This window comes from Haladaptatus salinisoli (assembly GCF_020614375.1).
GTDB classification, from domain to species: Archaea; Halobacteriota; Halobacteria; order Halobacteriales; family Haladaptataceae; genus Haladaptatus; species Haladaptatus salinisoli.
Genome location: NZ_CP085327.1, coordinates 2,289,265 through 2,303,424 on the forward strand (window position 1 = coordinate 2,289,265; position 14,160 = coordinate 2,303,424).

Consider the following 14,160-nt stretch of genomic DNA (forward strand, 5'->3'; position numbering starts at 1 on the left):
GTAGAATTCGACCGCTAGTCGATGGCGATGTACGTTTTCGTATCCACCACGCCTTCGAGCCCCTGAACGTCCCCCGAGGCGGTCTGGAGGACGTCGTAGACTTCGCCCGCGTCGACCTCGACCACGATGTCGTAGTCCCCGGCGACGATGTGCGCTTCCTGCACGCCGTCGAGTCCGCGCACCGATTCGAGCAGCCCTTGTGACTTTCCCGCGCTGGTGTTCACCATGATAAACGCGTGCACCATAGTGGTGTGGGATACTCTATCATGCTAGAAAAACCTTCCCCCGGCGTATCGTCCCCGCGAGGCGCTCTCCGTCGGAGACGACGAGAAGCGGGAGTACCGATCTCCCGCTCGTCGAGCGGTTCGAGCCGCAACGCCCGGTTCACCCGAACGCCGAACGAATCGCGCTCCGAATCCTCCCGGCGGCGGCTCCGACGACCGCCAGCGCGTCGTCGACGAGCGGTAGTCCGTCGCCCGAGTCGCCTTTCGTCCGCCGATCCTCCTCACCGTGCGGCGTCGTCCGTCGACGCCCGCCGTTCCGTCCTTCGCCGCCCCGCTTCTTCGCGCTTTCGCGTTCGGACCGCTCGCCGCCGCGACCGTTCGGCGTCGCGCCAACTTCAGGCGGCTTCGGAAGCGGTGGCTCGGAATTCGGCGGGTTCGGCGTCCCCAGTTCGAGGTTCTCGTAAACGCGGCCGTCGCGTTTCTTCGCGTTCTCCCCGCCGACGACCCCGCTGACGGTGCCGAACCGCTTCGGCTTCCCGTACAGTCCGACCGCGGGACGGTCCTCGCTGTTGTTCTCGATGTCAACGTTCTTCAGCGTCAGCTTCTCCAACCGTTCCTTACAGTGAATCTCGACGGGGCTGCTCCGATTGCCGTCGTACCGTATCCGACAGTTCGAGACGCAGATCTCCTGGGTCGGTGCGTGGGCGACGACCGGAGCGTCGGTGCTCTCGTGGCGGTGGGTGAACGAGAAGTCGCAGTTGTCGACGGTGACGCGACCGGGGTACGCGTCCTCGTCGTCGCCCTCGACGTGGACGCCCCGCATCAACATCGACCCCGACCACCCCTGTTTGGGAAGCTTGCCGTCCTTGACGAACGTGCAGTTCTCGATGTCGGTGTCGCCGCCGACGCGGAGGCCGACGTTCGTGTTCCGGAAGAAGCTGTTCTTGATCGTCGTCTTCCCCTGGACGTTGTTACCGTAAAAGGTGTTCTCGCCCCACTGTTCGAGCCACACGCGGTCGAGCACGAGGTGACCGCAGTGGTCGTTCTTCACGAGGAACGCCCGGCGGTTGCTCCGCTCGCCGGGCGGACCGGAGCCCTCGTGGAGATAGACGTCCCGGATGGTGCCGGTCGCGCCCTCGCTTTCCACGAGCGGGCGCATGAACGAGACGCCGTGGACGTCCATGTCCTTCCCGTTCGTGCCGCAGTGGCCGCGGACGACGACGTTCGAGAACCGCCAGTCGTCGGCCTGAACGTCGATTCGCGGCGGGTAGGCCACTTCGCGGAAGTCGAGTTCGAACCCGTCGAAGACGAAGCCGTCGCCCGTCGCGTCGATGAGGTTCGTACACTCCTGTCGGTTCGTCGGGACGAGCGTCGCGTTCGTCCCGACGAGTTCCAGGTCGTCGTGGTCGGTTTCGATGCGCTCGACGCGGTAGGTTCCAGGCGGGAACTCGACGGTCGCGCCGTCGCTCATCGCGTCTTCGAGTACGTCGTCTATCGGTTCGTTGCCGTTCGGGTCGGCACCCTTCTCGGTGATGTCGATAGTCATAGCTGTTGGAGCGTTTCGGTTCGATGCTCGATTCGAGCTCTTCGGACGGTGCGTCGGTGGACGGGGTGACGGAGGACCCCGGTGCGACGCTCGACAGCGCCGGCCCGAAACGGAGCTTCGGCGAAAAGTCGGAGAAGCAACTGGGAGACCGGAAGTCATCCGCGCGGAGACGCGTCGTCCGGGCCGAGCGCTCGTTTTATACTTTCCACCACTGCACAAAAAATACCCCCGACTGGTGGGACGCGCGGACATCTTTCGCCCCGTTTACGCCGTTCGCCCGCACCGAGAGACGGGCGGTGCTCGGCGTAGCATCCGGCTATCGACGCGATTCGCTCGGACGGGAACGTCGATAGCGACGCGCATCTCGGCGTCGCGCACGCCGCGTCGCGACTTCCGCTTCACCCGCGGCGTCGGTCGAATCAGCGTGACAGTCGCACCGGAGAAAGGTTATTCAACCTCTCTATCGTACGGTGTGACATGCGATTCGTTATCATTGGTGCCGGTAGGGTCGGTCTGCGAACCGCCCGCGTCCTCCGGGAGGAAGGCCACGACGTGGTGATCGTGGAGCGCGACGTACAGAAAGCGGAACGCGCACGAAACGACGATTTCGAGGTCGTCGAAGGCGACGGGTCGCGCGAGGAGGTTCTCGAACGGGCGGGTCTCGACGCCGCGGACGCCATCGGCGGGTTGACCGGCGACCTGAACGTCAACTTCGCCGCCTGCATGGTCGGCAAACACCACGGTTGTCGCACCATCCTCCGCATCGACGAGGACTACCGGGAGGACATCTACCGGAAGTTCGCCAGCGACGTGGACGAGGTCATCTACCCCGAGCGCCTCGGCGCCATCGGCGCGAAGAACGCTCTCCTCGGCGGGAACATCCGCGCCATCGCCGACATCGCCCAGAACCTACAGGTGGTCGAACTCACCATCACCGAGGACTCCCCGATGAAGGGTTACTCCATCAGCGAACTGGAACTCCCCGCCAACTCGCGCATCCTCGCGTTCGGGAAGCGCGACGAACCGATGGGCATCCCGCTCCCCGACGACTCCCTCCAGGTCGGCGACCGGGTCGCCGTCCTCGCCGATTTCGAGGTGTTGGAGGACGTGCGGAGAATCCTCGTCGGCGACGAGAGCCGAGCGACCGCGGAAGCGGGGGGTGCCTGAGATGGTCGCCGCGTACGTCATGGTCAAAGCGAACACCGGGGAAGCGGACCGGTTGAAGAACGCCGTCCTCGGCATCGACGGTGTCCGGGACGCCCACATCGTCGCCGGGGACGTGGACCTCATCGTGAAAGTACGGGTCGAGAACCCCGCCGAGGTGAAGACCATCGCCGCCGACGGTATCCAGGGCATTCAGGGCGTCGAGGATACGCAGACGTACATCTCGATGGACTAGGCGACCGGCCGCCGTCTCCGGTGGTCAGTCGTAGTTCTGGCGCGCCCGCGCCAACAACCCCGCCGCCGGTTCGCCGTACTCGTACCCCGGGATGATTCCCTGCACCCACGTCCCTTCGACGTAGTCCACGACGGCCATCGCGTCGTCCGCGGCCTCGTCCGGATATCCCGAAAACGAAAGCGAGAGCACCACCTCGTCGCCGTCGCGCTCGACGTCCGGCGGAGTCGCTTCCTCCCCGGAAACGACGGTGTGCGCGTCTTCCAACCGCAGTTCGAGCGTTTCGAACCAGCCGGTTTCGACCACGTCGGCGACGCTGTCGTCCTCGACGACGGCCGACAGCATCGGCGCTCGAACCGTCACTTCGACCCGTTCGTCGTCCGTTCGGGCGATCCCCTCGAACGGCGTCGTCGTCGCCACGTAGGCGCCGGAGCCGTCTCGTTCGAACCCGTCGTGCGACGAGAACGCTCGCTCGATGGTCGTCTTCCGCGTCATTGCCGTCGATAGGCTGCGGGGACTGAAGGGCGTTACGTAAACCACCGCCCGTTAGGGCGAGGAGCCGTCACGAGAACTCTCGGGAGACGTCCGTCTCGGACGACCAGAACAGGTCGCCGTCGTAGACGACCGGCACGTCCTCCAGTTCGAGGTAGCGCTGTAACCCCGCTTCCGAAACCGTGAACGTCGGGAGGTCGCCGCCCGCGAGGAACTGCGTCCGCACGCCGTCGATGAAGGGCATGGCGGTCGAACCCATCGAGTGTCCGTTCGTCGGATACAGCCGCGACCGGATCGCGTACTCCCCATCGCCGAGCGATTCGACGAAGGCGACGTAGGGGGTGCCTCCCTCCGATTGGGCGATCGCGACGCTCCCGTCGCCGACGACCGCGTACTGATTGCCGACGAGTCGCCGACCGCGAGCCACCGAGAGCGCGGCGCGAAGCGGAAATCCGGCGTTGAGAAGCCGAGCGACTGTCCGTCCGATTACCGTCGCGCCGCCGTTTCCGATTTCGCTGTGGGTGACGATACCCCCGATGCTCCCCGCCTCGACGAGGCGCTTTCCGGGGACGTACGACCGACACGCGTTCAGGAGGAACATGTTCGCGCCCGTTCTGTCCACGTCGGCCGGGTCGAGCGCGCCGTCGGAACAGACGAGCGCGCCGTCCTCGACGTGACCGATGTAGTGGAAGAAGTCCGTCCGTCCGCGCAGGAGTTCGCGGAGTTCCTCCGTCGAACAGTTCCGACGAGCGGTCACGTCGAACGGGAGGTCGTCGCGGTTTCCGTACAGCGCGGCCTCCCACTCGGCTCGCATCTTCGAGTCGTTGCAGACGATGGTTATCTCGATGTCGGCGGTCGTCCGCTCGCGGGCGAGACGATTCTCGAACCCAGACCGGAGGAGTTTGTTGCCGCCGATCGGCGCTCCCCTCCCGAGCCACGCCCGTTCGAGCGCCTCGTCGTCGGGTATCGTGACGTACTCCTCCTCCGGAACGCGCTCCGCCGGTCGGTTCGCGTCCGACTCCGCGGCTCGCGCGAACGCCCGGATGTCGGCGGCCGTCGCCATCGCGTCCCCGGTCGCTCGGGTCTCGTTCGCCGTCCGAATCACCGGCAGGTTCCGAAGCACGTACGGGAGGTGCGTCACGTTCTCGGACTCGTTCGTGGCGTACACCGCGAGCCGCCACGTCGGAACCGCGTCGGCCAGCGTCGAAAACGGGACGTCGAGGTACGCTTCGAGTCGCTCGGCCACCGGCGCGTCGTAGAGCGCCGCGAAGTCGAGGTCGACCAGCGGTTCGACCCGTTGGCGCTCGTGGAGGTCGACCCGGTACAGCCCTTCCGTGCGGGTCACGCAGTCGAGGAGGAACGTCTGTTTCAGCACGCGCTCGACCTCGCCCTCGAAGCCACGCTCCGGGTGGTCGAGCGCGTGCGCCGTCCCCTCCGTAACGATTCGCGGGTTCCGCCCCGGCGCCAATTCCGCGCCGAGGTAGTACGCCAGCGGCGCGACGGGGAATATCGACTCGTACCTCGGAGGTATCTCGATTCGAATCCCCGTTTCGGGCGGTCGCAGGTCGTCCGGCACGCGGAGGGCGTCGCCGAGTTCGACGGCGGGCGGGTGGCCGCGGAGGGTGGGGAACGACCGCTCGGGGCTGGTGGTCTTGAGCGCCGACCCGAACGTCGAAATCGCCGCCATCACGTCGACCGGATCGGCCGTCGTCGTCACCGTCCCCGCCGGGCGGGAGTGACGCGACCGCACGCCGACCTCCACCGTCGTCTCGCCGTCGAAGTTGAGCACGAGTCGCTCGCTCGAGGCGTCGACTTCGACGGCGGAGCGGAAGCGGAGGTAGGTCTTCACGGGCGTCGACAGTTCGACGTAGTACTCGTCGTCGGGGAACGTCGTCGCCGTCTCGGGGCCGACGGTGAGTAGCAGGTCGGCGGCGGCGTTTCGTACGTACCCCGCGACCATGGGTCGAAACCGGAGGCGGCTCGTCGCGAGACTGGCCACGGTTCCGACCGGCGCCGCGAACTCCGAAACCGGAGCGCGCCGCGGGTCGACGGGACGCGAGGTTTCGACCGTGTACTGGCTCCGTTCGAGCGGGTCGAGTATCGTGAGACCGGGCAGGTCGTCCCGCGGTCGGAACCGCGGCGTTACGCTTTTCCCCGTTACGTCGGATATCTTGCTCATCGTCGAGTTCAGAGGTCGAACCACTCGGTCGTGAAGTCGGTCTCGCGGAGGTGCCACCGCTGTTCCGGTCCGGCGTCCCCCGCCCGGAGTTCGATCACGGCGTCGAACTTGGAGGCGATGGCCTGCACCTGCGGCGCGTCGCGCTCGATGGGGAGAACGTAGTGGGCCATCCCCGACGCGTCTTTGACCGCCTCGCAGATGGGGCCGAGGAACGCGTCGACAATCGCCTCGTCGTGCGCCTCGACCAGCGGGAGGAGCGTGTCGAAGCAGAAGCGAAGCTCCGCCGGGTCGAAGCCGTTACGTTCGGCGCCGAGTCGATGAATCGTCGCGAGAATCTCGTCCCGGAAGTCGTCGACGTCGCCGTCGACGCGTTCGACGGTCGGGCCGACCCGCACCGTCGATTCGGCGCTCGCCGACCGCGCATCGGCGTGGTAGTCGATGATGTGGGCGTCCTCGCCGACGGTGCCGGCCATCGACAGGCGGCTTCGCGCCGTCGCGACGCTCCGGTCGTGGAGGGCGAACACGCGCGCCCGACTCCGGTTCGTCTCGCCGAGGAGCGGCGTGCTCGCCGCGTCGACGACCGCGTCGGGAACCGACCCGACCACGAGGAGGTTGCCGCCGAGTTGTTTGATGCGGGCGAGCCCCGATTGCACCGCGACCTCGCCGTCGCCGCGGACGGTCACGTGGTGGCCGTGGAGGGAGAACGACAGTCGACCGCCGCGACGCGGCGACCCGTCGTCGCGGCATTTGAACAGCTTATCGAGCGCTTCCGGGTCGATGACGTCGTACAGTTGTTCGGGGATATCCGACGGTTCGACGCCGCACACGTCCGCGACCGCCACCGTCACCGTCGTACTGAGCGACCGGTCGCTCGACAGGTCGTGTTGCACGCGGTGGACGCCGCGCTCGTTTGGGGAACCGTCATCGTCCATACGCTTCCTAAGTCTCTGCAACCGACGTTCAAAAACCCATCGTCACTTAATTGACGCTCGAGGAGGAGGTTGGGAAAGATATCAGGCGACCCGCACTCGACTCGCTGCGTTTCGAGACGGACCGCGGCGGGCCAACTCCCGGTGCAGGCCGCGGGATTCGAGGAGGTCGGAACGATGGCTGGAACCCGAGGTCGCGGATAGTGAAAGAATAGGAGAGTACTCGCATTTTCTAGCGGCGTCATCGACCGGGCCGATTCTCCTCCCCCGAGAACCCCGGCGTTTATTTCACGGTCGAGGAGGGACCCCAGACGAGCTAGTCGCCGTGGATACTCGGCCGACCCAACCGCTCGTCGCCACACGTTCGCGGGAGTCGCGCCTTCCCCGCCGACCACGTGTCGTACCCCGCCATACTCACCATACACGACTCCGGGGGAACCCGCTGGTCGATGAAGTGTCGGTCGACAGTCCGCGTGGCCTGCTCGGGCCAGTGTCGCCCCGTGAAATCCTCGTGCGCGGGAACGAGTCCGTTCGCCGCCATCAGCACGACGAGGACGGACACCACGAGTCGGTCGCGCTTTCGGAGCCGACCAACGAGCAAACCGACGCCCATCGCAGCGAACACGACGAACAGCATCACGTCGGGTTGGGTATCGAAATCAAGCCGAAGCAACTGGAGGAGCGTCCATCCGACACCCGCCGCCACCCACCAGTTTCGTCGGTCCCGATACGCGGCCGCGAGGCTGCCGACGACGCCGAGGCCGTAGAGCGGCCACAGTCGTAGCGTGTACTCGTACAGTTTGTGGAGGCGTTCGGCCAGCGCTACACCTTCGTCCCCCTGAATCGGCGTGAACACCACCTGATTGAGCATCGCCACGCCCCCGCCTCGAAGGACGATGGGCGCGACGACGAGCAGGGTAACCCCGCCACAGACGCCGACCATCTTCGCGACGCGGTCGTACTCGCGCCGGCGGAGTACCTCGCCGAGCGCGATTCCCACGAAAACCGCGCCGAACTGCCAGAACCCCGCGGAGGCGGTCGCGAGGGCCGCCCCGAGGAGATAGCGCCGTCGGTCGAGGACGCAGTACACGCCGGCCAACCCGAACGCGAAGGCGTAGAACTTCGGCATGATGCCGCGGGTGGGAACGAACAGGAACGTCGAGTACGAGAGGACGGTCAGTCCCGTCGCAACCGCCCCGAGTTGACCGCGGGTGCGCCGGTCGACGAGGAGGGCGGCCAGTACGATCGTCGCGACGCTCGCGGCCATCGTGAGGAACGACCCGAGGTAGAACTGCGTCCACGGGTCGTTCGGTGCGAGCCACGCGAGGGCGGCCGTGACGTAGTAAATCATCGGAGGTTTGATGTCCCAGAAGTGGAGGTACGGGGCGTATCCGCGGGCGAGTAGGACGCCGCCGTAGTGAAACTTCGCGGCGTCACCGCCGATAGTCCGGCCGTACGTTATCGGCCAAATCGCGAGCAGGCCGAGGAAACCGCTCAGGGCCGTCAGACCGTACAACCACGCCCGCTCGGAGAGCCGTCGATGGATGCGGAGGAGTCGAGGGAAGACACGTACACGTTCCACGGTAGTGTCATCGTTTGTGGATTAAACGTTTATATTTACGTGAGAAATATGTGACCTATCTTCCATCTAAATAAGCGAGATGAGTACGTTCTGTCATCTTCTTCGCGCGCCCGACGAAAGCGTTCGTATTCGACGAGTTCGCGAGCGTTCTTCGTCGAACGACCGGCGGTGAGTCCGCCGAAGCGTTCGACGGTTTCCGTCTCGATTTCTAAATAATTCTGCCCGAACGCAACCGACGACCGACGAAAACACGACGCAGTGCGAGGGATGGGATTTGAACCCATGGACGCCTACGCGAGCGGGTCTTAAGCCCGCCGCCGTTGGCCTGGCTTGGCAACCCTCGCCCGTCAGTCGATTATCCCTTCCCTCGCAAGTGGGTTTCGGTTGGCCTCCTCGCTTATACCGATTCGTACCGAATCCCCTGCCATGCTCGCCCTCTCCCGCGAAGTGTACGACACGCTCGTCAGTCACGCGCGCCGGGGCCGTCCTGCCGAAGTTTGCGGTCTCCTCGCGGGCACCCGGCGCGACGATCGGAACGACGCTCGGGTCGAAGACGTCCTCCGCGCGGAGAACGTCGCGGAGACTCCGCGGACGAACTACGAAATCGACCCCGAGGAGCAACTGGCGCTCATGGAGGAGATCGAGTCGCGCGGGCAGGACGTGGTCGGTTTCTATCACTCCCACCCCGCGGGGCCGGACGCGCCGAGCGAGGCCGACGCGGCGGACGCGACGTGGGACGGCTACTCCTACGTCGTCGTCTCGCTGAACGGGTCGTACCCCTTCGTCGGGTCGTGGCGCTGGACCGGCGAGGCGTTCGACCCCGAAATCGTTCGGCTCGAATAGTCGCCGGTCTCCCCGGTCGGACGATAGGATTTTGAGGGCGCTCCGAGCACGGTGGCGCATGGACGACGCTCACCGCGCACGGCTTGCGCTCCAACGCTGCCGAACGAGACACGCACCCGACTCGCGGGTCGCCGTCTTCGACGTGACCCCCGACCCGACCGCGGACGGACTCGCCCTCCGCGGACGCGTTTCGACGCCAGAACTCGAACGCGAGGCCCGCGACGCGGTCGAACGCGCGACCGGGCGAGCGGTGACGAGCGAGGTGTCCGTGCTCGCCGAAACGAGGAGCGAACGAACCGTGACCCCGCCGGTCGCGCCCGTCCGCGCCGACCCCGAGGACGACGCCGAGCAAGTGACGCAGGTGCTCTACGGCGCGTCGGTCGCCGCGTTCGACCGCGAGGACGGGTGGACGCGGGTGCTGACGCCCGGCGGGTACCTCGGCTGGGTCGAGCGAAGCGCGCTCGCGACGGCACGGAGCGCGGAGACGAACGCGGTCGTAACCCGGGACGTGACGTCCGAGGGAGCGGGGCGTCCGGTGTACATGGGGACCGCGTGTCGAATCGAAGGCGAGGGCGGGGACGCGAGCGAGGGCGCGAACGACGAACCGACCGGGACGGCGACCGTCGTCTTCCGAACCGGGGAACGCGCCGCGCTCCCCGGGTCCGCGGTTCGCCGACCTCCGGAAGAGCCGACCGGCGACGCCGTCGTCGCGGCCGCCCGGCGGTTCCTCGGCACGGAGTACCTCTGGGGCGGGATGACGACCGAGGGCATCGACTGCTCCGGGCTGGCGTGGGTGGCGTACCGAACGAACGGAATCGACCTCCCGCGCGACGCCGACCAGCAGCGAGCGATGGGGGAGTCCGTCTCCCGGGACGAACTCCTGCCGGGCGACCTGCTCTTCTTTCCGGGTCACGTCGCCGTCAGCCTCGGCGGCGACGAGTACGTCCACGCCTACGGCGGCGCCGACGCGGTCGTGGTCAACAGCTTCGACGCCGAACGCGACGACTACCTCGCCGACCTGGACGAGGAGTTCGAACTCGCGCGCCGACTCGTCTGACGGCGAACGCTCGCAAAACGGACTCGATTCGGCATCGAATCGCCCGCGACGTTCGCGCATCGGTACCCTCGCGTCGCCTTCGTACAAATAGTTTCGCACGCCGGTGACGTGAATCTCCGAAACGTTTATTCTCGTTTGCTATTCTCTAACAAGTATGCCAGGGATGAGCACGCTCGACTGGTTGGGACTTGTCGTCCCCTACGTCGTCTTCTTCGTGATGTTGATTGCCTACTACGTTCTCGAAGGGAGGCGCGAGGAGCGTCTCCGGGAGGAGTACGAGGAGGACAGCTATGCCTGAGGGACTCGCGGGAGGGGCGGGCGTCTGGGTGTTGGGAACGTTCGCCGCGTACCTGCTCGTCCTCGTCGGTATCGGGCTGTGGGCTTCGAGGATGATGGACTCGGTCGGGGACTACGTCATCGGCGGTCGGCAGATCGGACCGGTCGTCACCGGCTTCTCCGAGCGGGCCTCCGAGATGAGCGGTTGGCTCACGCTCGGGGTGCCCGCGGACGCCTACGGAACCGGTATCATGGCGTTCCTGAACGGACTCGGCATGATTCCGGCGGACCTGCTCGCGTGGGCCGGAATCGCCAAACGACTCCGGAAGTACACCGAAATCGTGCGGTCGGTGACCCTGCCGACGTTCTTCGAGACGCGCCTGCAGGACGGTACCGGGATGGTGAAAGGCACCTCGGCGGTCGTGTTGATGCTGTTCGAGGGCGGCTACGTCGGCGCGCAGATAGTCGCCGCCGGCACGCTGTTGCAGGTGCTCACGGGCGTCGAACCGGTGGTCGGCATCGTCGTCGGCGGCGTCATCGTCGTCGGTTACACGCTGCTCGGCGGCTACTTCGCGGTCGCGTGGTCGGATTACTTCCAGGGCGCCATCATCCTCGCCGCGTTCATCATCCTCCCCGTCATCGCGTTCTCGAACTACGGGCTGCCGTTCGGAGAACTGGCGAACGTGGGCAGCGGGTCGCTGACGAGCATCACCGCCGGGCTGACCGGCTGGGCCGCCGTGTTCGGCGTCATCAGCTACGCCGCGATCGGACTCGGCGTCCCCGGCAACCCGCACATCATGGTGCGGTTCATGGGCATCGACCGGGTGAAGAACGTCCGACTCGCGGCGCTGGTCGCGCAACTGTTCATGTTCGTCGCGTACATCGGCGCGGCCCTCGTCGGACTGTACGCCATCGTCGTGTTCGGGCAGGGCGACCTCGCGCAGGCGGACAACGCCATGCCGCGGCTAACGCTCGCCCTCCTGCCGAGTGCCGTCGCCGGTATCGTCCTCGCGGCGGCGCTGGCCGCGATGATGTCGAGCGCCGACTCGCAACTGCTCGTCGCCACCAGCGCGGTGGTGGAGGACGTGTACCACGGATTCCTCAACAAACAGGCGACCGAGGCGCAGCTCGTGCTCTACTCGCGGATCGTCACCCTCGCCCTCGGCGGCGCGAGCATCCTCTTCGCCTACGGCGCGAAGGGGACGCCCATCTACACCCTCGTCCTCGACTACGCGTGGGGCGGTCTCGGGGCGGCGATCGGGCCGACGCTCATCGCGGCGCTGTGGTGGAAGCGCGTCACGGCGAAAGGCTCCGTCGCCAGCATGATCGTCGGCGCGACGACGATGATCGTCTGGACGCAACTCGGCACCATCCTCGAAACGCTCGGGATGATGCCCTCGCAGGAGGCCTCGCCGTTCCTCTACAACCTCGTCGGCGTCTACGGCCTGTTTCCGGCGTTCATTCTGTCGGTGCTCACGCTCGTCTCCGTATCTCTCGTGACGAAACCGCCGTCCGGCGTCGACGAGCACTTCGACGTGTTCGACAAACCGCTGTCGCAGGTGACGAGCGGAACCGGGGGCGGAACCCCGAGCTACGTGACGGACGGCGGGCGCGACGTCTCGCCGAAAGCCGTGACCGAGGCGGACAACATCCGCGCCCACGTCGACGCCTCCGGCTACTGGGATGACGAGTGAACTCGTCGGCGAGCGGCGCGAACGCGCGGAACTCGCGGTCATCCCGCCGGCGATTTCGCGCGCGGAGGTCGGCGAGGGACGGGTCGGCGCGGTCGCGTACCCCTACCTGGTGTACGAGGCCGAGGTGACGATGGCCCGCCCGCTCGTCGGCGACCGCACCGACCGGTTCGTCGCCACCGTCGACCGCTCCCGGCGGCTGGTGGTGCGGGCGGACGCGTTCCCCGACGCGGAGACGCGGGAGGTGGACGACGTGCTGGTGCTCCCCGCGGAACTGTCGAACGAACAGTCCCGGACGAAGGCGCGGGAAGCGGTGTTCAAGTGGACGCTCCGGCGCTACTCGCTGAACGACGCGCCCGACATCGAGTTCGTGCGGGACGCGGACGCCTACAAACTGTTCTGGCTCGTCGAGCGCCCGGACGGCGACGTCATCGTGGACAGCCTGCAGGGAACCGAAGACCCGCTACGGGAGTGAGCGAGGGCGACTCGTCGCCGTCTTTAGCGCGGTTCGACGAGGTTGTACGGATTCCCGTAGAGGTCCTCGACCACCGCGGAGACGCCCCACGGAACCTCCTCGGGGGCGTCCGCGACGGTCACGCCGCGCCCCTCCAGTTCGGCGACGGTTTCCCGGCAGTCGTCCGTTTCGAGCACCCACACCGTCCCCTCGCCGATTCGGGAGCGGAGCGCCGCCGCTTCCTCGCCGAAGAACTCCTCGGTCGGTTCCTGGAGGACGAACTCCGTCTCGCCGTCCGGCGGCGCGACCGTGACCCAGCGCATCCCCGGCGCGAACTCCTCGTCGCTCCGCTTTTCGAAGCCCAGTTTCTCGGTATACCACGATAGCGCCTCGTCGGTGTCCTCGACCAGTACCGTCGCGTACGTCAGTTTCGTTATCATCGACGACCGGTTCGCTCCCGGGAAGGATAATGCCCCACCGCGTTCCGAAAGTGGTCCGCGAGCGCGGCCGGCAACCCGCTCACAACTTGACTACGCCCGCGCGGTGTTAACGACCCAGACGCCGACGCCCATCACGACGCCGCCCGCGACGAATCCGGGACCGAGCGACTCCGAGAGGAAGAGCGCGCCGAGCGCCGCCCCGACGACCGGTTGGGCGAAGAAGAAGACCGCGACGACGCCCGCGTCCAACGCCTCCAGTCCGCGATACCAGAGGAACCACGCCGCCGCGGTGCTGAGGACGCCGAGGTACAGCACCGCGCCGACGACCGCGGGGGTGACCGGCGCGACGAACGGGGACGACGCGGCGGCGAGTTCGAGGGGCACGAGGACGCCGACCAGCGGAATCGACGCGAGCGTCGAGTAGGTCGCGGTTTCGAGCGCGGAGTAGGTTCGCACGAGCGGTTTCCCCCAGACCGTGTAGCCCGCCCAGCCGAAACTCGCGGCGAACAGGGCGAGGACGCCGAGCAGGTTTCCGCGACCGATGGCGGCGAGGTCGTACCGTCCGGCGAGGACGACCAGCGTTCCGACGGCGGCCAGCGCCATCCCGCCGACCTTCCTCCCGGAGAGCGATTCGCCGAGGACGACGACGCCCAGCGGGAGCGTGAAGACCGGCGTGAGCACCGTCAACAGCGACCCCTGACTCGCGTTCGTCAGGTCGGTGCCGACGAACTGCGTGACGATGGTGAGCGCGATCCACCCGCCGAGGACGACGAACCGCCGCCGCTCCGAGCGCGAGAACGAGCGCTTCGGGGCGGTCAGCCGAACGACGAGGAGGAGCGTCGCCCCGCCGAGGACGACCCGCAGGAACGCCAGCGTCACGGGCGGTATCGCGGCGAACCCCCACTTGCTCACGACGTACATCCCGCCCCAGAGCGTCGCGGCGGAGAGGGGTGCGAGCGAATCGGCGCGCGCCATGTCCGGGTGGTGTCGCTCTCGTCGTAAATCGCTATCCCTATCATGCGAGGGCCAATCGTTATCGGCCGCTTGCGGG

At 66.9% G+C, this 14,160-nt stretch carries 15 protein-coding genes and 1 tRNA gene; 7 read left to right on the forward strand and 9 right to left on the reverse strand.

Annotation, left to right across the window (positions count from 1 at the left end):
• Window positions 1-14 precede the first annotated feature (14 nt).
• Complete coding sequence (locus tag LIX00_RS12490; RefSeq protein WP_227353515.1) at window positions 15-245, reverse strand: Lrp/AsnC ligand binding domain-containing protein; 231 nt, start codon at window positions 243-245, stop codon at window positions 15-17.
• 139 nt (window positions 246-384) lie between these two features.
• Window positions 385-1,770, reverse strand: coding sequence for a pectate lyase family protein (locus LIX00_RS12495; RefSeq protein WP_227353516.1), 1,386 nt, complete (start codon window positions 1,768-1,770; stop codon window positions 385-387).
• 477 nt (window positions 1,771-2,247) lie between these two features.
• Between LIX00_RS12495 and LIX00_RS12500 the strand changes: the two genes are divergently transcribed.
• Together LIX00_RS12500 and LIX00_RS12505 are read left to right on the forward strand one after the other, a co-directional pair.
• Window positions 2,248-2,937, forward strand: coding sequence for a potassium channel family protein (locus LIX00_RS12500; RefSeq protein ID WP_227353517.1), 690 nt, complete (start codon window positions 2,248-2,250; stop codon window positions 2,935-2,937).
• A gap of 1 nt (window position 2,938) precedes the next feature.
• A complete protein-coding gene (locus LIX00_RS12505) occupies window positions 2,939-3,169 on the forward strand; it encodes an Lrp/AsnC family transcriptional regulator (protein ID WP_227353518.1) in 231 nt (76 codons plus the stop codon).
• Between the two features lie 24 nt (window positions 3,170-3,193).
• On the opposite strand, the gene LIX00_RS12510 is transcribed toward LIX00_RS12505, so the two are convergent.
• The 5 genes from LIX00_RS12510 to LIX00_RS12530 form a co-directional block, all read right to left on the reverse strand.
• A complete protein-coding gene (locus LIX00_RS12510) occupies window positions 3,194-3,661 on the reverse strand; it encodes a DUF5813 family protein (RefSeq protein ID WP_227353519.1) in 468 nt (155 codons plus the stop codon).
• 67 nt (window positions 3,662-3,728) lie between these two features.
• Window positions 3,729-5,837, reverse strand: coding sequence for a caspase family protein (locus LIX00_RS12515; protein WP_227353520.1), 2,109 nt, complete (start codon window positions 5,835-5,837; stop codon window positions 3,729-3,731).
• Between the two features lie 8 nt (window positions 5,838-5,845).
• Window positions 5,846-6,769 carry a DUF7504 family protein gene (locus tag LIX00_RS12520; protein WP_227353521.1) on the reverse strand — a complete coding sequence of 308 codons (924 nt, stop codon included), beginning with the start codon at window positions 6,767-6,769 and terminating at the stop codon, window positions 5,846-5,848.
• Between the two features lie 313 nt (window positions 6,770-7,082).
• Window positions 7,083-8,348 (reverse strand): DolP-mannose mannosyltransferase, encoded by a 1,266-nt coding sequence (locus LIX00_RS12525; RefSeq protein WP_227353522.1) that lies wholly within the window; start codon window positions 8,346-8,348, stop codon window positions 7,083-7,085.
• A gap of 259 nt (window positions 8,349-8,607) precedes the next feature.
• Window positions 8,608-8,692, reverse strand: a tRNA-Leu gene (locus LIX00_RS12530).
• An 82-nt stretch (window positions 8,693-8,774) separates the two neighbouring features.
• Here LIX00_RS12530 and LIX00_RS12535 point away from each other — a divergent pair.
• From LIX00_RS12535 to LIX00_RS12555, 5 genes are all read left to right on the forward strand, one after another.
• Window positions 8,775-9,191 (forward strand): desampylase, encoded by a 417-nt coding sequence (locus LIX00_RS12535; RefSeq protein ID WP_227353523.1) that lies wholly within the window; start codon window positions 8,775-8,777, stop codon window positions 9,189-9,191.
• Between the two features lie 58 nt (window positions 9,192-9,249).
• Window positions 9,250-10,248 (forward strand): C40 family peptidase, encoded by a 999-nt coding sequence (locus LIX00_RS12540; RefSeq protein ID WP_227353524.1) that lies wholly within the window; start codon window positions 9,250-9,252, stop codon window positions 10,246-10,248.
• Window positions 10,249-10,402: 154 nt separating this feature from the next.
• Complete coding sequence (locus LIX00_RS12545; protein WP_227353525.1) at window positions 10,403-10,546, forward strand: hypothetical protein; 144 nt, start codon at window positions 10,403-10,405, stop codon at window positions 10,544-10,546.
• Entirely contained in the window at window positions 10,539-12,218 is a 1,680-nt protein-coding gene (locus tag LIX00_RS12550; RefSeq protein ID WP_227353526.1) for a sodium/proline symporter, read from the forward strand. Before LIX00_RS12545 ends, LIX00_RS12550 begins: the two co-directional genes overlap by 8 nt.
• Window positions 12,208-12,690: a hypothetical protein gene (locus tag LIX00_RS12555; protein WP_227353527.1), complete on the forward strand. Its 483-nt coding sequence runs from the start codon at window positions 12,208-12,210 to the stop codon at window positions 12,688-12,690. The genes LIX00_RS12550 and LIX00_RS12555 overlap by 11 nt, the downstream gene beginning before the upstream one ends.
• Window positions 12,691-12,713: 23 nt before the next feature.
• Here LIX00_RS12555 and LIX00_RS12560 read toward each other — a convergent pair whose 3' ends face one another.
• Together LIX00_RS12560 and LIX00_RS12565 are read right to left on the reverse strand one after the other, a co-directional pair.
• Window positions 12,714-13,109, reverse strand: coding sequence for a VOC family protein (locus LIX00_RS12560; protein ID WP_227353528.1), 396 nt, complete (start codon window positions 13,107-13,109; stop codon window positions 12,714-12,716).
• Window positions 13,110-13,199: 90 nt separating this feature from the next.
• Entirely contained in the window at window positions 13,200-14,084 is an 885-nt protein-coding gene (locus LIX00_RS12565; RefSeq protein WP_227353529.1) for a DMT family transporter, read from the reverse strand.
• Window positions 14,085-14,160 lie beyond the last annotated feature (76 nt).